The following is a 21,270-nucleotide window of genomic DNA, read 5'->3' as shown; positions in this document are numbered from 1 at the left end:
TTGTGCAGGCGGGCTGGTGTCCCGCCTGTTTTCGTAGGTATCAGAATGCTTTGAAGGTAATGATGGTTCTGGTGTCCTGGATGCCTTCGAAGACTTGTACCTTGTTTGCTACGAAGTGTCCGATGTCTTCATCGTCGTTGATGTAGAACTTGGCCAGCAGATCGAAATCCCCGGAAGTGGAGTAGATCTCGGAGGCAACTTCCGCGTCTGCGATGGCGTTGGCAACCTGATAGGTTTTTCCGAGCTGGCATTTGATCTGTACAAAGAACGGAATCATTAATCTGCTATCCTTCTGTCCCGTAAGCCTGTTTTGTCTTTCCGGGTGCGCTCAAAATTGAGTTTGCGTTGTTTTGTGAGCATTTTGCGTTGAAGCTGCGTTTTTTTGCAAGCTTTTGCGTTTTTTAAGCGAAATCTACCCCCAGTTGCCTATTGTCGCGGTCTCTCGTTTCCACTTGCAGTTCGCTTGTGGGTTTGCTAGCAAAAAATTCTAACCAATGGGGGTGCTCGGTAGTGACTGCCGGGCTGAGAGGCGGAAGGCCAACTCCTAGAACCTGATCCGGGTCGTGCCGGCGGAGGGAATTGGGATGAGTACCAAGGTAATCGTTCCCGCCGTAATCAATAGGGAGCGAAACAAATGTCCTACAAAGCTGAAGATCTCTGGCAAGTGTTTGAGAACCTGCGTGAGCGTGGTGTGCGGGTTCATTGTCTGACGAACTCTGTTGCGCAGAGCATTACCGCGAACATTATGTTGGCCTGTAACATTGTACCGTCAATGACAGCCGCTCATGATGAAATTCCTGCATTTGTTGAAGGTGTCGACGGGTTGCTGGTCAACCTTGGGACGCTGGATGGAAAGCGTCGGCATGGGATCCGGTTGGGGCTGGAGAATGCTGCGAAGAAATCTATCCCCGTGGTGCTGGACCCGGTTAAAGTGGATCGTACTGACATTCGCATGGAGTTTGCGAAGGACATTTTGCAGGACAACATCTCCATCCTGAAAGCGAACATGACCGAGAGCGCCGGGCTGAGTGGGGCGGTTCGTGAGGACACGCTGCTTGCGCGCACCGGAAATGAAGACGCCGTGTTTGGCCGGGAGGCAACCTACACCATCGGCAATGGCCATGCCTACATGGACAAGGTGACTGGCATTGGCTGTGCATTGGGGGGAGTACTGGCGGGTTTTGCTGCTGTTGAGCCGGATCAGGAACTTGCCGTGGTTGCGGCGCTGGCTGTCTATGGTGTATGCGGCGAGATTGCCGCAGAGCAGGCAAATGGGCCGGGAAGCTTCACTCCAGCTTTCATCGATACCCTCTATGGCTTGAAGGCTGACCAATTCAACGAGCGCCTCAAGCTCGAAACAATGAATAATAAAGGTGGGGTATTGGCCTAATGAGTGCGATTGCAGTCACAATTGCGGGCTCGGATTCAGGCGGTGGTGCTGGCGTTCAGGCAGACCTGAAAGCCTTTTCGGCTCGCGGTGTTTATGGGGCCAGTGTGATCACTGCGCTGACGGCCCAGAACACCAAAGGTGTGACAGCCATTCATGATGTGCCGCCAGCATTCGTGGCGGACCAGATGGATGCTGTTTTCTCTGATCTGAAGGTGGATGCCGTGAAAATCGGCATGCTTTCACAGCCAGAGATTATCGATGTTATTGCCACAAAGCTGGCGGAATATGATGTTAAGCGCGTCATCCTTGACCCGGTGATGGTTGCAACTTCTGGTGATGTTCTGTTGCAAACCTCCGCTGTTTCGGTCCTGAAGCAGAAGCTGTTTCCTATGGCGGCGTTGATTACGCCGAATATGCAGGAAGCGGCCTTTTTGCTGGATCAGCCGGTGGCCGGATCCCGTGAAGACATGCATAGCCAAGCTTTGCTTCTGCTGGACATGGGTGCGAACGGGGTTCTGCTGAAAGGCGGACATGGATCTGATGATACCTGTGATGATCTCTTCCTCTCCCGCGATGTGGAGAGGTGGTACACGGCGCCAAGACATGAAACGCAGAACACACATGGGACTGGCTGTACCCTGTCTTCTGCGATTGCGGCGGAACTGGCCAAGGGGCTGGCGCTGCAAGACGCTATTGGCGAAGCGAAAGAATATATTAGTCAGGCGATTAAAGCTGCAGATACGCTTGACGTAGGCGAGGGACATGGGCCTGTGCACCATTTCCACGAATTCTGGTCTGAATAAAAGGCGGAGATAATGACCAAGAACAAAGATAATAATCTGACCCGCCGACAGGCGCTGGGGCTAACCGCTGGGGCGGTTGCCGGTAGCGCTGCACTTGCTGCACCTGCTCTGGCTCAGGATGCTGAACCGGTGATCGAATGGCGCATGGTGACCAGCTGGCCGAAGAACCTGCCAGGTCCAGGAATGTCTGCGCAACGCATTTGTGATCGCATCAACATTATGAGTAATGGTCGGATGCGTGTGCGCTTGTTTGCTGCAGGTGAGCTGGTTCCGGCTTTTGAGGTGTTTGACGCTGTTTCAAGCGGCACTGCACAGATGGGCCATTCCGTTGCTTTGTACTGGGCTGGCAAGATGCCGGGCTCGGTGTTTTTTACGACCGTTCCTTTCGGTCTGCTGCCTCAGGAGCATACTGCCTGGGTGGATCAGATGGGTGGTCAGGAGTTATGGGATGAGCTTTACGCACCGTTTGGCGTGAAGCCGTTTATGGCTGGTAATGCCGGCCCGACCATGGCGGGCTGGTATCGTGAGCCTGTTGAGACACTTGATGACCTGAAAGGTCGCAAACTGCGCATGGTTGGTCTCGGTGGTGAGATCCTGCGCAAACTTGGTGTTACCCCGGTCAACATTCCAGCTGCAGAAATCTTCACCAGCTTGCAGACCCATGTGGTGGACGGTGTAGAGTTTCTTGGACCCTGGACTGACAGTGCGCTGGGCTTCCATAAACTGGTCAAGTACTACTACGGTCCGGGCTTTAACAAGCCAAACGGTACTGGCGAAGCGATTGTGAATGCAGTTGCGCTGGAAGGGCTTTCTCCTGAGCTTCAGGCGGTGGTTGAAGAGGCTTGCCGTGTGGAAGCTGATCTGGCGCTTTCTGAGGCCAATGCACAGAATGCAGCGAGCCTGAAGGTGCTGCAGGAAGAGCATGGTGTGGAGGTGCGCGAGTTCCCTGAAGAGGTTCTTGCTGCCTTGAAGGAGACCAGCATTGAGGTGCTGGATATCTATACTCAGAAAGACAAAATGGCTCGCAAGATTTATGAGAGTTACATAGAAGCGCAGGGGCTTCTGGCAGGTTGGAGCGCCCTTTCGCTGGGCAAAAACATCGCAGCAAGAAGCTAACCGGCTCATCAAACCGTGTTTAAAAGACCCTCTACTCGGAGGGTCTTTTGTTATGTGGAGGTTTTGCCACAGAAAATGTTTCAGTTTACTTGCACGAAATACGCATAACTAAATGCATGGAGCATCTACTGCCATTGATGTTTTGTGAAGGTGGGCGGGTAAACCTTTAAAACTACCAGTGCAAGAATTTGATAATATTTGGAATTCTAGTTGTAAGAGCCGAATCAATAAGTAACTCGTAACTTGATCATGGCGCTGCTTGATTGTTTTCTTGAGAACAGAAAGTACCGTGCATGTCCAGATATCTGCCCATTACGATCGCCAGTCTCTCCACGCTGCTGATTGCCTCTGATGCCTTCGCCGGTGCTTTTGCTGTTCGTGAGCAATCTGCCTGGTTCCAAGGCCTTTCCTTTGCCGGAAATGCGACAGTCTCAAAAAGCCTTTCCAGTATGTACTGGAACCCAGCAACGATGACGGGACATGACGGCATTCAGGTGGAAACCTCCCAGACTGTTGTGTTCCCTCGTGCCACGATTGATCTGGACACAGCCACTATTGATGCGGTTCCAACACCAGTGACGGGGGTTCCTTACTCCTCAGGTGATATTGGTGTAGATGCCTGGGTGCCTGCGGGGTATGGTACCTGGAAAGTGGATGAGCGCCTCACTCTCGGTGTCAGTTCAAATGCACCTTATGGCTTTGAAACGAAACCTCAAATTGAGTGGGCGGGGCAGGTCTATGCGCGGTCCTCCCGTGTGCTTTCCGTCAATATTACACCAATGGCAGCTTATGAGCTCACCGAGAAGTTCTCCGTTGGGGTTGGTTGGCAGCTTCAATATTTGCAGGTGAGGCTGAAGTCAGCGACGGGTGTTCCACCAATCGCTGCAAACTCCCCTACAGCGGAACTGCGGGGTGAAGACTACAACCTCGGATTTGGCGCAACTGTTGGGGCTCTTTTCAAGCCATGGGAAGGCACACAGCTTGGTATTGGCTATCGCTCGCCCATTGAACACAACCTCAAAGGTCGGCTTGTGGTCGGAGGTAATGCGCCAACCCCAATTCGTGCGAACATCATTATGCCGGAGACGGTGACGGTTTCCTTCCAGCAAGAGCTGAATGAGCGCTGGCGTGGGATGGGAACGTTTGAGTGGACGCATTGGTCACGGTTTGGCACCTTCCCGGTGTTCAATTTGCAGGATCAGGTGGTTTCTGAGCTGCCGTTCCAATACAACGACGGTTACTTCATCTCGCTTGGTACGGAGTATGACTTCACGGAGAACTTCACGGGTCGGTTTGGATTGGCTTACGAGTGGTCGCCGATTGATGAAGCCAACCGGACGCCGCGTCTGCCGGATGCGAACCGGTTCTGGATCAGTGCCGGTCTGAGTTACTTCTATGAGGACTGGCTGGAAGTGGATATTGGTTACTCGCACCTGTTCCCGGAAAGCGAGAGTATCAACATCAACCCGGATCATCCGTTCTATGAAGGGATTACCATTCAAGGGCCGGTGAATGACACCAACGTGGATATTGTTAGTCTGGGTGCTCGTCTGAAATTCTGATACTGTTCGAAACTGTTTTGTTCGCCTCCCCAGAGCGTTGCTTTGGGGAGGCGGTTTCGTTTTAGAATGCGCTTGGGTAGAGGCCGCCGTCGAGCAGCAGGTTCTGGCCGGTGATGTAACCAGCATGGGCGGAACACATGAAGGCGCAGGCTTTGCCGAACTCTTCAGGATTGCCGAGGCGCTTGGCTGGGATCTCTTCTGAAGACAGGCGCTTTGCTTCTTCAATGGAAATTCCGGTCTGTTCTGCCTGACGTTCAAAGCCACCTTTCAGGCGGTCGGTGTCGAACTTGCCGGGCAGGACGTTGTTGATGGTGACGTTGTGCTGTGCGTATTGACGGCAAACGCCTGCGAGGAACGCGGTGAGGCCAGCGCGGGCACCACTTGAGAGGTCCAGTCCCTCGATTGGCATCTTCACAGACATGGAGGTGATGTTGACGATACGGCCAAACTTGCGCTCTGCCATGCCATCAATGACGGCTTTGATCAGCTCAATCGGGGTGATCATGTTCTGGATAACACCATCCTGAATGGATTGGCGATCGAGCTCTTTGAAATCACGACGTGGTGGGCCGCCGTTGTTGTTGACGAGGATATCCGGGTTCGAGCAGGCGTTGAGGACGGCTTGCTGGCCTTCTGGAGAGGAGATGTCAGCGGCGATTGGAGTGACAGAGACGGAGTGCTTTGCAGCCAGGTCTTTGGCGATCTGATCGAGCAGCTGCTCGTTGCGTCCGTTGATCACCAGATCACATCCGGCTTCTGCCAGTGCTTTAGCTGTTCCCAATCCCAGGCCACGGCTGGATGCGCAGACGATGGCTTTGCGCCCCTCAATTCCCAAGTTCATATGAATATCCCACTGAATCAATACGTTCTGGCAGGCAGCTTACTGGCTCTGAGGGATTTGAGCCAGTGACCATCAAGCTTAGCAAGCGAATAGAATAATCACTTGAATTGCATGGACTTGCTTTTCTCTCCCCTAATAAACGGGGAGTAATCTTGCTTGAGGTTCAAGCAAGAAACTGCAAAGTTCGAGTAAATGTATCCTGTCATATTTGTTTCTTGTGAATCAATTTAAAGGAAAGAAGGTTTTCTTATTCCGGAGGCTTTGTGGTGACCGGGGATTCTACTGGCAAAAAGTACAGAAGCTTGTTTCTGTCTGATGTACATCTGGGTACGCGCGGATGTCAGGCAGATTTACTGCTGGACTTTTTAAAGCATAACGATGCTGACACGGTTTATCTTGTTGGAGATATCATCGACGGGTGGCGTCTGAAACGGTCTTGGTACTGGCCTCAACTTCACAATGATGTGGTGCAGAAGCTGTTGCGCAAAGGGCGCAAGGGTGCGCGCATTGTCTACATTCCCGGCAATCATGATGAGTTCCTGCGGGATTTCTTTGGCATCCACTTTGGCGGGGTGGAGGTGGTGGACCAGTTCATCCATGAAGGAGCCAACGGCAAGACGTATCTGGTTATTCACGGTGATCAGTTCGACGTGGTGGTGCGCCATGCCAAGTGGCTGGCTTTCTTTGGAGACTGGGCCTATGTGACGGCGCTGAACCTGAACACGGTGCTGAACTATTGTCGTCGCAAGCTGGGGCTGACCTATTGGAGCTTGTCTGCCTGGGCAAAGCTGAAGGTGAAGAACGCGGTCAACTTCATCGGTAAGTTTGAGGAGACGCTGGTTTCTGAAGCGCAGCGGCAGAAAGTGGATGGGGTGATTTGTGGTCACATTCACCATGCGGCGGACCATGAGACCAACGGCATTCATTACATTAATACGGGTGACTGGGTGGAAAGCTGCACCGCTGTTGCCGAGAACTTTGACGGAACCTTTGAGTTGATCCGTTGGGGGGATGGCAAGCGGGCTGCTACTGAGCCTTCGAGGGAGAGTTCCGGCAGTCGGGTGGCGGCATGAGCTCGATCCTGATTGTCACTGATGCGTGGAAGCCTCAGATCAACGGTGTTGTGCGGACGCTGGAGCGGTTGGCTGTTGAGTTGCGCCGTATGGGTATTCGCGTTGAGTTTCTGACGCCACAGTCGTTTCATAGCGTACCGATGCCATCTTACGGTGAGATCCGGCTGAGCCTGACGCTGCCTCATATCGTTCGTGGGTTTATTGAGAAGTATGACTGCGATCATCTGCATATCGCGACTGAAGGGCCACTGGGATTGATGGCGCGGCAGGTGGCGAAGCGGGATGGGCGGGTTTTCACCACGAGCTATCACACCCGTTTTCCGGAGTATCTGCAGGCGCGTTATCCGGTGCCGCTGTCCTTCAGCTATTCCTGGCTGCGTCGGTTCCACAACAGTGGGCAGGGATGCATGGTGGCGACGGGGACGTTGGAAGCGGACTTGCGGATGCGGGGGTTTGAGAAGCTGCTGAGATGGTCGCGTGGGGTGGATCATCAGCGGTTCCGGCCTTTACGGACTGCTCTGCTGGATCATCTGCCGGGGCCACGGTTTCTCTATGTGGGGCGTGTGGCGGTTGAGAAGAATATTGAGGCGTTTCTTCAACTGGCTTTGCCGGGCACCAAGGTGGTTGTTGGTGGTGGGCCGCAGCTGGAGGAGTTGAGGCTGGCTTATCCTGAGGTGCTGTTTACAGGGCCTGTTGAGGGGGAAGAGCTGGTTGAGTATTACGCCAATGCGGATGTGTTTGTGTTCCCCAGCCTGACGGACACGTTTGGCAATGTGTTGCTGGAGGCGATTGCCTGTGGGACACCTGTTGCTGCGTTTCCTGTGATGGGGCCGATTGATGTGATCGGGAACAGCGGGGCCGGGGTGCTGAAGAATGACCTCCAGGCGGCAGCGTTGGAAGCGCTGGAGATTTCCCGTGATCACTGCCGGGATGTCGCCCTGCGGTTTACATGGCGGGCGAGTGCAGAGCAGTTTCTGGCAAATGCTGAGCATGCGTATGATCCGGCGATGCCTGCAGGGTTTTGGCAGGGTGCTGGTGCAGGTCAAAGATCTGTCGGAAATCACCTGAATGGTTGAGTGGATCTCCTTGGGGGCGTTTCAGATTAAGACCAGCCTGCTTAAATTTGCGTGTTATAGATAGCCTCATATTGCAGTTATCGAGGTTCTTATGGTTTTAGATGTTTCCAGTCCCGTTGAACTCACCGTTTCCGAAATTGAAAAAGCTAAGACAAGGCTGCAGGGCTATGCCAGCCTGACACCGCTTTTGAACTTTCCGGTGTTGGATGAGCGGGTGAATGGCCGCGTTTTCATCAAAGCGGAAAACCTGCAAAGAACCGGAAGCTTCAAGTTTCGTGGAGCGTTCAACCGCCTTTCTCTTATTCCGGAGGATAAGCGGCCTGCGGGTGTTGTGGCCTGTTCTTCTGGCAACCATGCACAAGGTGTGGCTGCTGCGGCCAAGATCCTGGGTTTCCCGGCTACTATCGTGATGCCGAAAGATGCGCCGGAACTGAAGATCCAGCGCACCAAGGCGCTTGGGGCTGAGGTGGTGCTTTATGATCGTGAAACGGAAGATCGTGAAGCGATTGCCAAAGGCATCTGCGAGGAGCGTGGTGCGACGTTCATCCATCCTTACAACGACAGCGGCGTGATTGTCGGGCAGGGGACCACGGGTCTTGAGATTGCCGAGCAGTGTGAACTACTGGGTGTGACGCCTGATCTGGTGATCAGCTGCACAGGTGGCGGTGGCCTCACCAGCGGTATTGCGCTGGCATTGGAAGAAAAGCTGCCTGAGGTCCAGATCTATACAGCGGAGCCAGACGGGTTTGATGATTATGCACGCTCTTTAGAGGCTGGTGAACGGGTGAGTAATCCGGCGCTGGGTGGTTCTGTATGTGATGCGGTGCTAACAGAAACGCCGGGTGATAAAGGCTTTTCCATTTTGAGCCGGCGTCATGCCAAAGGTTTGAGCGTGAGCGATGAAGAGGCGCTGAATGCAGTTGCCTTTGCTTATTTTGAGCTGAAGCTGGTTGTGGAGCCGGGTGCGGCTGTTGCGCTTGCCTCCGTGCTTTCCAAGAAGATTGATCTTACCGGGAAGACTGCGGTTATCACCATTTCCGGCGGTAATGTGGATCCTGCTGTCTTTGCGACTGCCCTGAAGCAGTATTCTGCTGAGACTGTTCCAGCCTAAGAAAAAAGCCGTTTGCGCGGGATAGAGGCGCGAACGGCTTTTAAAAACTTTGGTGTCTCGTTTCTGATCAGGAGAACAGGGCGAGGCGCTCACCTGTTGAGAGGTGGTGCAGCGGGTCTGAGTTGCTGCTGCGCGGTGCTGTTAGAGGCGGAGATTCTCCCTCGATCTCAATCGGGTTCTCTTCCTCTTCCATCTTTGCTTCTGCTGCCAGCGGCTCAGTGTCATTTGCTGGCACAGTGCTTTCAGTCGCAATCAGATCATCGTCTTCTTCATCATCAAGAACCGCGACTTCAGAAGTTTCGACCACTTCCGGCTCGTCTGCCATATCGTCGAGCTCAACAACTTCAGCTGCTTCCTCTTCCAGCTCAGCTTTAGCTTCCTGAAAGGGGGCTTCTGCGCGTGCCTCGGCAGCAAACTGGACGACGTTCTCATTGAGAGATTCTTCAGAGGAGGCCGGTGTTGTGTCGAACATGGCATCGATGTCTGCCTGATCCACGCCTTCGCCATCCATCTGCGGACCGTTGAGAAGGTGCGCATCCGGGCGTTTGTCGATGTGACGGTCGTCTTCATCATGCGGATCATCAAGATTGATGTTCGGACGCTCTTCATCCGTCAGGTCCACACCCCAGATGCGGATCATCTTGCTGATGCGGCCTTCAAGGTAATGAAGGGCTTTGACCACTTTGTTGATGCGCTGGCCGGTGAGATCCTGGAAGGAACAGGCCATGAGAATTTCCATGGCCATTTCTTCAATGGCATCGCATGGTGCATCTTCAGCGCCGGACGCACGCAGTTTGTCCACCAGATCCTGAATCGCTTCAGATGATTCCAGAATGACCTGGGTTGCACTTTCGGTAGATGTGACGATGGCATCCAGCTCGTCCGAGGCTGCTGAAAAGCGGTTGTTGTCGGCGTTCTCAAGCTTGATCTTGGAGATCTCGTCTTTGGTCCGCTCGATCGCCTCATACATTTCATAGGTGTGTAGGCGATAGCTTTCCATCTCTGATGGAAGTTCGCGCTCAACCAGTGTTTTCTCAAGTCTTCTCACAGCTTCCAGAAGGTCAGCTGTCTCGACTGATCTGTTTAAGGTGAGGTGATCGTGAAGGAAAGCGCGGCCTCTTTCTGTCTCAGAGAGTGCGCTTTTGATGGCATCAAATTCCTCGGGGCTCAAAAGGACCTTTCGGTTGTTGCCAGCCATAAGTGGCTCCTTCATAACTAACTAAGAATATACTACAAGTTTATATAACAGATCCTACGGCTAATAATTGGTTTACATTGATTTGGATAGTCCCTATTAGCACAAGTAATAGGAGTATCCCTTCTCATCCTTATCTGTGGGTACTCTCCACCCCCATTTGTAGTGTTTTCCAATGACTATGCCCAGAAGCAGTTCCCCTTTAGGGAAAGCCCATAATCTATTCTGGATCGCCACAGGCGTTAGTGGTCTGTTTGCGGCGTTCAATTTTGCGAACGCATTCTTTCTTGCGTACTTTCCTCTTTTTCTCGAGGATATTAACTTCACTCCTGTGCAGATCGCATTTGCGATTGCCTTGCCGAACATCGTCCGGATTTTTGCAACTCCGGTGATGACAAGCATCTCTGACCGGGCAGGTCGCAGGCGTCATTCCATGGCGCTATTCAGTGTGATTGCGCTGATCTCGTTCTGTGTCATGATCTACTCCAGTGACTACTGGGTGGTCATCGGCCTCGTGATTTTCCTTTCCATTTTTTACACGCCAATTCAGCCGTTGCAGGATGCATACGCATATGAAACGGTGCACACGCTTGACCTCAATTACGGGCCGATGCGGTCGTGGGGCTCCATTGCGTTTGTTGTCGCTACGCTGATTGGTGGTTGGTATCTGTCCTTTGGTGAGCCTGCTGAGCTGTTGTTCCTGACAGTCGGTGCCCTTGGCGTGCTGGCGCTGACATCTGTTTTGCTGCCGGGCATGCCTTCTGAAAGCCGCAGCTCCACCAAAGAGAGCATCTGGAAAGCGGAAGAGCTGCGTGATCCGCAGTTTCTGCTGGTGGTGCTGGCTGGTGGTCTGTTGCTGGGCAGCTTCTCAGCGCTCTATGCCTTTGCCAGTATCTTCTGGCTGTCCGTTGGCATCAGCGATGCCATGGTTGGTGGCTTGTGGGCGCTTGGTACGCTGGCGGAGATCGGTATTTTCGTGTGGGGCTCGTTCTTCATGCGCCACCTTGGTGCGTGGGGCCTGATGGTGACCGGTGGTGTGGCGAGCATCATTCGCTGGCTGCTGTTCCCGTATGCCACTGAAACCTGGTCTGCCGTGCTGTTGCAGCTGCTGCATGCTGGTAGCTTCGGCATGGTGTTCCTGGGGCTAGTTGCCTACACGTCCAAGCTGGTTTCCAGCAAACGCCTTGGCACTGCACAGGGGCTTTCTCAGACTGCCTTTGGTGTGGTGATGGGCGTGAGCGGTATTGCCAGTGGTTGGCTCTACGAGATTGAGCAGGCCTACGCCTTCTATTTGATGGCGAGTATCTGTGTGGCCGGTGTGGTGACGCTGATGTTTGTGACTAAGCGCGTTTAAAAAGAAAAAGGCGGCCTCTGAGAGAGCCGCCTTTTTCTTGATCTTAACCCCAGAGCTGCGGGGAAGGAGGGTGCATCAGGCTGCCCTCAAAGCGGATCGCATGGTCGCGGTCCTTTGCGAGCAGCAGTGGTCCATCCAGATCTACAAAGTCCGCGTTTTGCGCCAGCAGCATGGCAGGGGCCATGGCCAGAGACGTGGCGAGCATGCAGCCAACCATGATGACGTAGTCCATCTCTTCTGCCTTGCGCAGCAGTTTCAGGCCTTCTGTCAGACCGCCGGTTTTATCGATCTTGATGTTGATAGCAGAGTAGCGATCACGCAGGCTTTCCAGATCTTTTGAGGTATGCAGGCTTTCATCTGCGCAGATTGGAATGAGGTGCTCCACCTCTGCCAGAATAGCGTCATTGCCTGCAGGTAGAGGTTGCTCGACCAGACCAACGCCTGCCTGCTGACAGGCTTTGATGTTGGCCTCCAGATTGCTTTCTGACCAGCCTTCGTTGGCGTCGACAATGAGCTTGCTGTTTGGTGCTGCCTGTCTGACGGCTGCGATGCGTTCCACATCCCCATCACCAGCAAGCTTGACCTTGAGGAGCGGACGGCTGGCTGCTTTTGCTGCATCTTCTGCCATCTTCTCAGGTGTGCCAACGGAGATGGTGTAGGCGGTTTCCAGAATGCGCTGTGACTTGATGCCGACCAGTTCTGCCACGGTGGTGTTCTGGCGTCTGGCCGTCAGATCCCAGAGGGCGCAATCCACTGCGTTGCGGGCAGCACCTGCCGGGATGAGGTTTTGCAGCTCTTCGATGGAGACGCCAGCTTCAATAGCAGTGCGGGCGGCCTCGATCTGCGCGGTGACGCTTTCAACGCTCTCGCCATAACGCGGATAAGGTACGCACTCGCCGCGGCCGGTGAGGCCGTCCTGTGTGAGGCTGGCGGTGACAACGTTCACCTCGGTTCGGGAACCGCGGGCAATGGTAAAGCTTCCCGCAATTGGGAATGTTTCAGCTTCAATAGATAGGCGACAGGTCAAACCAGTTTAAACTCCGCGCAAATATGATCAATGATTGGATCGGTCCCGAAGCGGACAGGATCAGTTGCGGGCAGTTTATGCTCTTCGCTCAGCTCTTCAATCAGGTTTTTTGCATGATTCTCAGAAAGCATCATGGTGTTGATGGCAAGGCCGACACAGCGGATGTCCGGGTTTGTCAGGCGGCCAAACTGTACGTTCAGGTCGATGATTTCCTGAATGGATGGGATTGGTGTTGAGACGCCGCGCATGGTGGAGCGGGTTGGCTCATGGCAAACCACAAAGGCATCTGGCTGAGAACCGTGGAGCAGACCCAGAGAGACGCCTGCAAAGGATGGATGTAACAGGGAGCCCTGACCTTCGATCACATCCCAGTGGTCGTCTTTGGTGGCTGGGCTGATGTATTCCGCGGCGCCAGAGATGAAGTCTGAAATAACAGAGTCGATGGCGATGCCGCGCTCGGCGATGAGGATGCCGGTCTGGCCGGTGGCGCAGAAGTCTGAGCTGACGTTGCGTTCTGCCAAGCCACGTTGCAGGGCGATTGCGCTGTATTTTTTGCCAACAGAACAGTCTGTACCAACGGTGAGCAGACGTTTGCCAGATCGCTTCTCGCCTTTGCCAGTTGGGAAGGTGAGGTCGGTGAAGCGCAGATCATGGAGTTTGCGGTTGTTCTTTGCGGCGGCTTCGGCAATGGCCGGGATGCTGCTGAGCTGAATATGCAGACCTGCTGCAATGTCGAGGCCATTGTTGAGCGCATCAACGATGGTGGCGATCCAATGGTCAGGCAGAACACCGCCTGCATTCACGCAGCCAATCACCATGGTTTTGGCGCCAGCTTCAGACGCCTCGGTCAGGCTCATTTCAGGAAGGCTGGTGTGGGCTTTGCAGCCGGGAAGTGTAATTTGACCCAGACACCACTCCGGTCGCCAATCAAGTACGCCATGCGCAGTTTTTGCTGCGAGCTCGTCTTTTACGTCCCCAAGAAATAATAGATATGGCTTAGAAATAGACATTATTTTATCCGTTGTACTTGTGGCTGAATGAGGATTACTAGACGACACACTACAGAAACCTGTATAGGATCAATAGGATTTTTGGATTATAGGGCGCAGGGTCCCGAGATGAAGCTGAGTGATAAATTTGATGCGCCGGACCTGGTAACTGCTGAAGACGGGGCGTTACTTTTGCTTACGGCTTCCGGTGCCTGGGGCATCCGGCAAGGGGCCACTTGCGAAAATCTCATCAATCAAGTGGCAGCGTCTCTCACTCACTCTGTAATTTGCGTGGATTTAAAGGCGGTTAGTTTTCTCGATACCGCTGGTGCCTGGTTGCTGCAGCGGTTCCAGATGGAGCAGGCGGAGCAGGGCCGGGAGGTCAAGTTTCTCTATGAAGACGAGCGCTTCGACATCCTGCTGAAAGAGGTTGACCGGCAAGAAGTCGACAATCCAACCGAAGAACACTCTGGTAACTCTTTCCTCAATTACCTCGAAGCCGTGGGCGAAGCGACTCGTCAGCTGGGGCGTGATACGCGTGATATTCTGGCCATGCTTGGCAGCCTGACAGCGACGATTACGGCGGCGGCGACCCATCCAAGCCGGTTGCGGCCTATCTCCATCGGCGTTCAGTTCCAGCGCTCCTGTATGGGCGCGGTGCCGATTGTGTGCCTGATGAGCTTTCTGATCGGCGGCATCATCGCGCAGCAGGGCGGGTTTTATCTGAAGCAGTTTGGGGCTGAGATCTTCGTGGTGGATCTCTCCGGTATTCTGGTGCTGCGTGAGATTGGCGTTATTTTAACCGCCATTATGGTGGCTGGTCGATCCGGTTCTGCTTACACGGCTGAGCTGGGTTCCATGAAGATGCAGGAAGAGATTGATGCGCTTCAGGTGACCGGTTTGCGGGTGACGGAAGTACTGATCCTGCCGCGTCTGGTGGCGTTGATGATTGCCCTGCCGATCCTTGTGTTTCTGGCGAATATCGCGGCTTTGTTCGGTGCCGGGCTGACTTGCTGGTGGTATCTGGGCATTGTGCCTCATTCCTTTATTGCACAACTGCAGGCTGCTGTTACTGTTGATACATTGATGGTCGGCATTGTGAAGGCGCCGTTTATGGCGCTGATCATCGGGCTTATTGCGTGCATGGAAGGTATGAAGGTTGAGGGCTCATCGGAGTCGCTTGGGCGTCATACGACTGTTTCTGTTGTGAAATCTATTTTTATGGTCATCGTGGTGGATGGAGTTTTTGCTGTGTTCTTCGCGTCTATCGGGTTTTAACCAGTATGGGACAAGGGCAAACAGGGCCGATGAACGGATCAGGCTCGGGTCACCAAGCTGCTGATGATCGGGAAGTGCTGCTTCGGGTTCGGGATATTACCGTTGGCTTTGGCAATAAGCTTATTCTGGAGAACCTGAACCTTGATGTGTACCACGGCGAAGTGCTTGGCTTTGTTGGTGCATCAGGCATGGGCAAGTCCGTGCTCATGCGTGCTGTGCTGGGGCTGACACGGAGGCGTTCCGGTACAATTGAAGTGTTTGGGCAGGACTTTGATGAAGCCACGGATTCTATGCGCCGTGAAATTGAGCAGCGCTGGGGTGTGCTGTTTCAGCAAGGGGCGTTGTTTTCCTCGCTGACGGTGAAGCAGAACGTGCAGGTGCCGATGCGCGAGCATCTGAAGCTTTCTCCGCGGCTGCGTGATGAGCTGGCACTGCTGAAGATTGAGATGGTCGGGTTGCCTCTGGATGCGGCAGATAAGCTGCCTTCCGAGCTTTCCGGCGGTATGATCAAAAGGGCTGCGCTGGCACGATCGCTGTCGCTGGATCCTGATCTTTTGTTTTTAGATGAGCCCACTTCCGGACTGGATCCGATCGGGGCGGCTGATTTTGATGATCTTATTGTAAAACTGAAAGAAACTCTGGGACTTACGGTTTACATGGTCACCCATGATCTGGATAGTCTTCATAGTATTTGTGATCGTATTGCCGTGCTGGGTGAACGCAGGGTTTTGGTTGAAGGAACCATTGAGGATATGATGCAGGTGGAGCACCCTTGGGTTAAGTCCTATTTCCGTGGGGCGCGTGCCCTCAATCGGGTGTGAGGAGGATGCATGGAAACCCGCGCAAATAATATCGCTATCGGTGCATTCGTTCTAACTGTTGTTGGCATCGCCTTTCTGTTTACGTTCTGGCTCTTGAGCGCGGGTGATCGCTCGAGCCGTCGTGACATCAAGATTATCTTTCCCGGTGCTGTGACGGGCCTGCCGATTGGTGGTCAGGTGCTGTTTAACGGTATCAAAATCGGCGACGTGAGTGCGCTCACGTATGATGCTGAAAATCCGAAGCTTGTTGTGGCGACTGTGCGTGTTGATGCCAATGCTCCGCTGCGCCGCGACACGGTTGCTTCTCTTGGGTTTACCGGCCTGACGGGCGTTGCCTATGTGGATCTATCCGGCGGGTCTTCGGAGTCTCCACCGCTGTTTTCCAAAGCGACTGATACTGTTCCGGTGATGTATGCCCGAAGGTCTCAGTTTGAGGATTTGCTGGAAGGGGCCAAAGACATCATGCGCAAGGCGGATTCCACGCTGACGCATATTGATGAGCTGGTGATGAACGCCCAGCCGGATGTGCAGAAAACCATTCAGAACGTTGAGGTCTTCACGCAGGCGCTGGCCAACAATGCCAAGGGCGTGGATGACTTCCTTTCCGGCGTGACTGAGACCAGCAAGGCGCTGACAGGGCTTTCTGGCAAGATCGGTAATCTGGTGGATCGCGGGGATGACCTGCTGGCGAATGTGCCACCGGACAAGCTGGGCCAGATCGTCACCAATGTGGAGAGCATGACCAACAAGCTGTCGGCTTCTACAGATGGTGTCGGTGAGATCATCGCCAATGGCAAGCTGGCTTCTGATCAGTTGGTGAACTTCACCACAGAGCTGAACGATGAGCTGGAGCAGCTGGAGAAGGTGATTGCTGCGGTCAAGCCTGAGGAAGTCGGGCGCATTCTGAAAGGCGCCTCGGATCTGGGCGGTGTGCTGACGGAGCGCCGTGGGGACATTAACACCATGCTGTCCTCTGCTTCTGTGGTTGCCGAGAATGCGCGTGAGCTGACTGTTGAGCTGACCAAGAACAAGGAAGCGATCGACCGCATTGTGAAGAATGCAGAGACAGCTTCCAACGAGATTGTGCTGACCACTCAAAACGCCAACCGTATTTTGAGCATGGTGAAGTCTGATCAGGTCAGCAACATTGTGACCTCGGTTGAGAAGGTGACCAAGACACTTTCTGACAAGGATCAGGTGATCGCAAAAGCTATTGATGATGCGGGGGCTGCAACGGCCAACATTCGCGAAGTGAGCAACACCATTGCCGGGCGCAATAAAGAGATCGACAGCGTGATTGTTTCTGCGCGTGAGGTTGGAACCAACCTGAGTGCGGCGTCTGATCAGCTGAGCGAGACCATGGATAACGCCAATACGCTGATCTCCAACACCAACGGTATTGTGGAAGCGATTGATCCTGCCAAGGTTTCCAACATTGTGGCTTCAGCGGACAAGGTTGCGACCACGCTGGCTGAAAAGACACCAGAGCTTTCCAAGGCGATTGATGAGATCGGCAATGCTGCCAAGTCTGTCAACGAGATGACTACGGAACTGAAGAAGAAGGTTCCTGACGTTGATAAGGTGATTGATCAGGCGAAGAACATTGCCACAAATCTGAATGCTGCTTCTGTGCGTGTGAACACCATTTTGGAGAAAGTGGATGGCATGGTTTCTGCTGATGGACAGGGCTTCATCAAAGAAGCGACTGATGCAGCGGCTTCCATTCGCAAGGTTGCAGACGCTTTTGCTAAGCGGGCAGAGCCAATTTCACTGGCCCTGTTGAAATTGAGCCAGCAAGGCGGACAGGACTTTACCGCAGCAATGCAGCAGTTAAACCAGACACTTATTGAAATTCGACGGGCCGTGAATAATTTTGACCGCAACCCAAATCGTGTGATTTTTGGCGGATCGGACACACCTGTATTTAATGGGGCGCAGCGGCGTTGAGTTTTTGGAAATGTTTGACAAAACTATAGGGAAGCGACTCGAAAACCCACGGGTTGTCAATGGCAGTAAGCTGGAGCTCGGCGTGTTCGGTTCGACACTTAAAAAATTGGTTGTTGGTGCCGTTCTGCTGGGTGGTCTGGCAGGGTGTGGGGCAAGTGGCCCTGAAGCCCTGTATGGTTTGACTGCGCCGCGTGATGTTACCGTCAAAGTGAGAGCTTCCGACTATCAGGTGCTTGTTGCAACGCCGGTTGCTTTGCAGGCGCTGGATACGAGCAACATTGCGGTGACCCAAGGCGGTGGTCCGATTTACTCGTACTTCCCGAAAGTGGCGTGGACTGATACGCTGCCTCGCGTCTTCCAGGCAAAGCTTGTTGAGACGCTGGAGAACACTGGCAAGCTGCGTGGTGTTTCCCAACCGGGGCAGGGCCTTCTGATCGACTACCAGCTGCAAACCACTCTGCGGGCTTTTGAGCTGCAGGTAGACGGTGGTGACAAGGCGTATGTGGAAGTAGCCGCTCGCATCGTGGATGATCGTGACGGACGGTCCATCGGCATGCGCGTGTTCGCGGCAAGTGTTCCGACAACGGGTGATACTGTAACGGATGCCATCCCGGCACTGAACGCGGCCTCAGATAATGTGCTTTCTCAGATCGCCAGCTGGTCCGTCAACACCGTTGGCCGTATTCCACGCTCCAAGGCTGCCGCCAAGCGTGCTGAACTGAACACTCAGGAAACCGCTGGCAACAGGCAGGTTGCTGCTGTCGCTCCTGCGATGGCTGAGACTGCGAAGGGCAACTAGACGGGTTTAGCTTCGGGCTTCCAGCAATTCGATTTCTACGAATGCGCATTCGAAGGTGTTGGCGTTGATGACGTCGTGCTCAACGCCAGTCTCTCTGAAGTAGGGGATGCCGTTTTGCATGGCGGCTTCCATTCTTTCTCCGTCTCCCAGATCGATCTCTAATGTGCCTGTAAAGAGCGGGACGACGATGTAGTCGTAGGCATGGCGATGCCAGCCGGTGTTGTCTCCGCGCTGCTTAAATCGCCATTCAGTTACTCTGACACGGTCATTCTCAATCAGAACTGTGGGCTTGGCCGAGCCGGTTGATGAGCACATTGCACTCTCCTTTGTTGTGCATGTGCTCATGTTAGAAATGATGTGGAGTAGAGTATAGAGCCAGCGCGCGGCTGGCTGGATGTCAGCTGCCTATGCGGAGGTTTCTTCCTTCTTGGTTTGTCCGGAGAGAACGAACTGCAGAACCAGATCATCCCGTCGTTTGGCAAGCTCCTGCATGGACGTGTCCTCCAGCGAGGTTTTCACGCCGTCTTCGAGGGTGTCGACCACTTCTGGTGTGATCCGCGGGGTGCCGAGGTCGTCCCACCAGCTTTGGAACGGGCCGCCAAGGTGATCACAGAAGGAGCGGATACCGCCTTCTCCTCCGCCCAGATGCAAGAGTGTGTTTGGTCCCATGGCTGCCCAACGGAGGCCCGGACCGTATGCAACGGCTTTGTCGATGTCCTCAACGCTGGCAACGCCTTCCATTGCCAGATGGATGGTCTCACGCCAGATTGCGGCTTGCAGGCGGTTTGCGACGTGTCCGGGGACTTCTTTGTTGAGGCGGACGCAGACTTTGCCAATGCTCTCGTAGAAGTCTTTTGCGGACTGGAGCACGTCTGCATCTGTCTTCTCGTTGTCCATCAGTTCCACCAATGGAATGAGGTGTGGTGGGTTGAAGGGGTGGGCGAGGATAAAGCGCGCTGGGTTGTTAAACCCTGCCTGCATATCGGAGAGTTTTAGGCCCGAAGTTGAGCTACCTATGATGACCTCTGGCTTCAGGTGCGGTTCAATCTGCTGGTAGAGCCCGTGCTTGATCTCCAGTCGTTCCGGTACGCTCTCCTGAATGAAGTCAGCATCTGACACAGCAGCTACCGGATCATTCGTAAACTTCAGCTTAGACGTATCGCCAGCATGCTCCCATCCAAGGGCTGCGAGCGTTTCTGAAGCGTTCTTTACCAGAGTGTTGACCCGGTCTTCCGTTTCAGGGGAGGGATCGTAAACAGTGACCTGCCGACCCGTGGCTGCAAACAGCGCTGCCCAGCTCATTCCAATTGTTCCGGCCCCGAGAATTGCAATGTTTGGGTAGTTCATGTCAGCTTTTCCTGTTGTTGCCCGAATTGAATGAGCTGCTCAGTCTGGTGTGGTGATTGCCCGATACACAAGCGCAGGTAAGCAGAACTACTATGATGTTGTTTTCTGGGTCAATTTGGCAATTTGGAGGAAAGACAACGTGTTGTTCTCCGGACTGCAGGTTTAAGAGTTGAGCTCAACGACCAACAAAAAAGGCTCCTGAAAATCTCAGGAGCCTTTTTGATTTCTAGTGCTTGCTTGCAGATCGATTTCCAATGCAGAAGTCAAAAAAGATGGTGATGTGATAGGTGGAACGGTAAAGACAGCAGAAGTTACCTCTGTACTGCCTAGGCTGCTTTGTTGTCGCTCTCACATTTGCTGGCTTTAATCATCTAATTTTATCAGTGACGCAGTACAGGTTGCCTTTCAGTTCTGCATTGTATGTGCGTAGACGTTCTGGTGCTTCAACCTCGATACAAAGCTGGAACTGCTTAGCGGAAAGCTTCTTGTAAGTGACTTGAGATGCATATCCAGTGAGTAAATGAGGACTACGTGCGCAGCTCATAGGATCTAACTCTTCTGGAAGGTCTTTATTGCGGGTGGCCTTGCAAAACGTGATACCCTTTTGAAGCTGATTGATATCAGAGATACGTAGTTGATCTCTGCGTTCCAATTGCCCTTGCATTGGTCCGCCAACGGTCCAGAATGATAAGGCCAGCACAAGTGTTGCCAGCCCACTTGGTATCCAAGTTGCAAATAAGCTGCCTTGCCTGCTGATATTTTCCTGAAGTTGTCGACCCTGATGAAAGTACTGGATGACTACGAGTGAGAGGAGTGCGACTGCACAAGACTTAGCAATGAAGCGGGCTGTCAGATCTCCATCAAGGAAACGATAGATCAGATAAATGGCATCGCAGAGTAGTGTCATTGCAGCTGCAAAAATCGCAATGGCGGTGAGCCAGCGTCTGACACTGCTATACTTGCTTGCTGGATTTGCGCTGCTGCCACGCTCATCTTTGAGATGAAGCCAGAGGAAAACTGGAGTAAAAATAATCAATGCAGCCATAGACCAGCGAAGGCTGCGTAGGCCACTGCGGGAAAAACTATCTCCAACCTCTGGTATCCAGAGGGTAATCAGCCCAAGCAGCAAAATCAAAGTGTTGCCAATGACCATCCCAAAGGCTGCGAAGAGAAGCGCGTAGAAGACTGCATCCCATGCTGAAGTAGAGCGCTGTGGTTGAGGAACTGCCCCAATCGTTTCATCGTAGGACCAGCTTTTCAGAGCTGTATCTATTTCAATAGCAGTCCAGTCTGACGGGCTCAGGCTTGAACGGATGTCATCCTTGGAGAAGCCCTTGTTTAGCGCATCACGCACGAACTCGGAGAGTGAAGCGGGGATTTGCATCTGAAAATCCTTTGAAAATCAATAGTAAAGTAGGCGTGTGCCTGAGTTTGGAGTTTTCAATTTTGTCTGGGTAATACGCCTTCTCATTTTACATGTGCATGTCTTTTCATGCTATTCAAGGTTCTCCGGGCCTAAACTTGTTGCTGACTCCGATAGT

Annotated in this window: 20 protein-coding genes and 1 riboswitch; of the genes, 12 read left to right on the top strand and 8 right to left on the bottom strand. The window is 53.4% G+C overall.

Features of this window, described 5'->3' with window-relative positions; all coding sequences use genetic code 11:
- Positions 1 to 40: 40 nt before the first annotated feature.
- Positions 41 to 277 carry an Lrp/AsnC ligand binding domain-containing protein gene (locus PSE_RS20195; RefSeq protein ID WP_008547452.1) on the bottom strand — a complete coding sequence of 79 codons (237 nt, stop codon included), beginning with the start codon at positions 275 to 277 and terminating at the stop codon, positions 41 to 43.
- Positions 278 to 486: 209 nt separating this feature from the next.
- Positions 487 to 595, top strand: a riboswitch (TPP riboswitch).
- Between the two features lie 39 nt (positions 596 to 634).
- Between PSE_RS20195 and PSE_RS20190 the strand changes: the two genes are divergently transcribed.
- The 4 genes from PSE_RS20190 (at position 635) to PSE_RS20175 (ending at position 4,871) form a co-directional block, all read left to right on the top strand.
- The gene (locus tag PSE_RS20190) at positions 635 to 1,390 is read left to right on the top strand and encodes a hydroxyethylthiazole kinase (protein WP_014286502.1); all 756 of its coding nucleotides are present in this window, start codon (positions 635 to 637) and stop codon (positions 1,388 to 1,390) included.
- Entirely contained in the window at positions 1,390 to 2,193 is an 804-nt protein-coding gene (thiD, locus tag PSE_RS20185; protein ID WP_014286501.1) for a bifunctional hydroxymethylpyrimidine kinase/phosphomethylpyrimidine kinase, read from the top strand. Before PSE_RS20190 ends, thiD begins: the two co-directional genes overlap by 1 nt.
- Positions 2,194 to 2,205: 12 nt before the next feature.
- A complete protein-coding gene (locus PSE_RS20180; RefSeq protein WP_014286500.1) occupies positions 2,206 to 3,309 on the top strand; it encodes a TRAP transporter substrate-binding protein in 1,104 nt (367 codons plus the stop codon).
- A 293-nt stretch (positions 3,310 to 3,602) separates the two neighbouring features.
- Positions 3,603 to 4,871, top strand: a complete 1,269-nt coding sequence (locus PSE_RS20175; protein ID WP_014286499.1) for an OmpP1/FadL family transporter — start codon at positions 3,603 to 3,605, stop codon at positions 4,869 to 4,871.
- A 61-nt stretch (positions 4,872 to 4,932) separates the two neighbouring features.
- Here PSE_RS20175 and PSE_RS20170 read toward each other — a convergent pair whose 3' ends face one another.
- Positions 4,933 to 5,712 (bottom strand): SDR family oxidoreductase, encoded by a 780-nt coding sequence (locus PSE_RS20170; protein ID WP_014286498.1) that lies wholly within the window; start codon positions 5,710 to 5,712, stop codon positions 4,933 to 4,935.
- Positions 5,713 to 5,978: 266 nt separating this feature from the next.
- On the opposite strand from PSE_RS20170, the gene PSE_RS20165 reads away from it, so the two are divergent.
- The 3 genes from PSE_RS20165 (at position 5,979) to PSE_RS20155 (ending at position 8,972) form a co-directional block, all read left to right on the top strand.
- Entirely contained in the window at positions 5,979 to 6,785 is an 807-nt protein-coding gene (locus PSE_RS20165) for a UDP-2,3-diacylglucosamine diphosphatase (protein WP_041768708.1), read from the top strand.
- A complete protein-coding gene (locus PSE_RS20160) occupies positions 6,782 to 7,861 on the top strand; it encodes a glycosyltransferase family 1 protein (RefSeq protein WP_014286496.1) in 1,080 nt (359 codons plus the stop codon). Before PSE_RS20165 ends, PSE_RS20160 begins: the two co-directional genes overlap by 4 nt.
- Positions 7,862 to 7,952: 91 nt before the next feature.
- Entirely contained in the window at positions 7,953 to 8,972 is a 1,020-nt protein-coding gene (locus tag PSE_RS20155; protein WP_014286495.1) for a threonine/serine dehydratase, read from the top strand.
- 67 nt (positions 8,973 to 9,039) lie between these two features.
- On the opposite strand, the gene PSE_RS20150 is transcribed toward PSE_RS20155, so the two are convergent.
- Entirely contained in the window at positions 9,040 to 10,170 is a 1,131-nt protein-coding gene (locus PSE_RS20150; RefSeq protein ID WP_041768707.1) for a protein phosphatase CheZ, read from the bottom strand.
- A gap of 172 nt (positions 10,171 to 10,342) precedes the next feature.
- Between PSE_RS20150 and PSE_RS20145 the strand changes: the two genes are divergently transcribed.
- Positions 10,343 to 11,521 (top strand): MFS transporter, encoded by a 1,179-nt coding sequence (locus PSE_RS20145; RefSeq protein WP_208997998.1) that lies wholly within the window; start codon positions 10,343 to 10,345, stop codon positions 11,519 to 11,521.
- Positions 11,522 to 11,564: 43 nt separating this feature from the next.
- Here PSE_RS20145 and dgcA read toward each other — a convergent pair whose 3' ends face one another.
- Both dgcA and dgcN read right to left on the bottom strand, forming a co-directional pair.
- Positions 11,565 to 12,548 (bottom strand): N-acetyl-D-Glu racemase DgcA, encoded by a 984-nt coding sequence (dgcA, locus tag PSE_RS20140; RefSeq protein WP_014286492.1) that lies wholly within the window; start codon positions 12,546 to 12,548, stop codon positions 11,565 to 11,567.
- Positions 12,545 to 13,558, bottom strand: coding sequence for an N-acetyltransferase DgcN (gene dgcN, locus PSE_RS20135; RefSeq protein WP_041768706.1), 1,014 nt, complete (start codon positions 13,556 to 13,558; stop codon positions 12,545 to 12,547). Before dgcN ends, dgcA begins: the two co-directional genes overlap by 4 nt.
- Before the next feature lie 108 nt (positions 13,559 to 13,666).
- Here dgcN and PSE_RS20130 point away from each other — a divergent pair, with 108 nt between their 5' ends.
- From PSE_RS20130 to PSE_RS20115, 4 genes are read left to right on the top strand one after another with little or no spacing between them, the layout of a single operon-like run.
- Entirely contained in the window at positions 13,667 to 14,815 is a 1,149-nt protein-coding gene (locus tag PSE_RS20130; RefSeq protein ID WP_008547818.1) for an ABC transporter permease, read from the top strand.
- Between the two features lie 29 nt (positions 14,816 to 14,844).
- Positions 14,845 to 15,636, top strand: coding sequence for an ABC transporter ATP-binding protein (locus tag PSE_RS20125; protein ID WP_041768705.1), 792 nt, complete (start codon positions 14,845 to 14,847; stop codon positions 15,634 to 15,636).
- Between the two features lie 9 nt (positions 15,637 to 15,645).
- Positions 15,646 to 17,583 carry an MlaD family protein gene (locus PSE_RS20120; RefSeq protein WP_014286489.1) on the top strand — a complete coding sequence of 646 codons (1,938 nt, stop codon included), beginning with the start codon at positions 15,646 to 15,648 and terminating at the stop codon, positions 17,581 to 17,583.
- A 10-nt stretch (positions 17,584 to 17,593) separates the two neighbouring features.
- Positions 17,594 to 18,382 carry an ABC-type transport auxiliary lipoprotein family protein gene (locus PSE_RS20115; protein WP_148266179.1) on the top strand — a complete coding sequence of 263 codons (789 nt, stop codon included), beginning with the start codon at positions 17,594 to 17,596 and terminating at the stop codon, positions 18,380 to 18,382.
- Between the two features lie 6 nt (positions 18,383 to 18,388).
- Here PSE_RS20115 and PSE_RS20110 read toward each other — a convergent pair whose 3' ends face one another.
- From PSE_RS20110 to PSE_RS20100, 3 genes are all read right to left on the bottom strand, one after another.
- Positions 18,389 to 18,697, bottom strand: a complete 309-nt coding sequence (locus tag PSE_RS20110; protein WP_014286487.1) for a cupin domain-containing protein — start codon at positions 18,695 to 18,697, stop codon at positions 18,389 to 18,391.
- Between the two features lie 90 nt (positions 18,698 to 18,787).
- Positions 18,788 to 19,729, bottom strand: a complete 942-nt coding sequence (locus tag PSE_RS20105) for a 3-hydroxyacyl-CoA dehydrogenase family protein (RefSeq protein ID WP_014286486.1) — start codon at positions 19,727 to 19,729, stop codon at positions 18,788 to 18,790.
- Positions 19,730 to 20,096: 367 nt separating this feature from the next.
- Complete coding sequence (locus tag PSE_RS20100; protein ID WP_014286484.1) at positions 20,097 to 21,113, bottom strand: DUF5671 domain-containing protein; 1,017 nt, start codon at positions 21,111 to 21,113, stop codon at positions 20,097 to 20,099.
- Positions 21,114 to 21,270: the final 157 nt, after the last annotated feature.

This window comes from Pseudovibrio sp. FO-BEG1 (assembly GCF_000236645.1).
In the GTDB taxonomy this organism is placed as follows: domain Bacteria; phylum Pseudomonadota; class Alphaproteobacteria; order Rhizobiales; family Stappiaceae; genus Pseudovibrio.
This window is presented reverse-complemented; position numbering and strand designations above follow the sequence as displayed.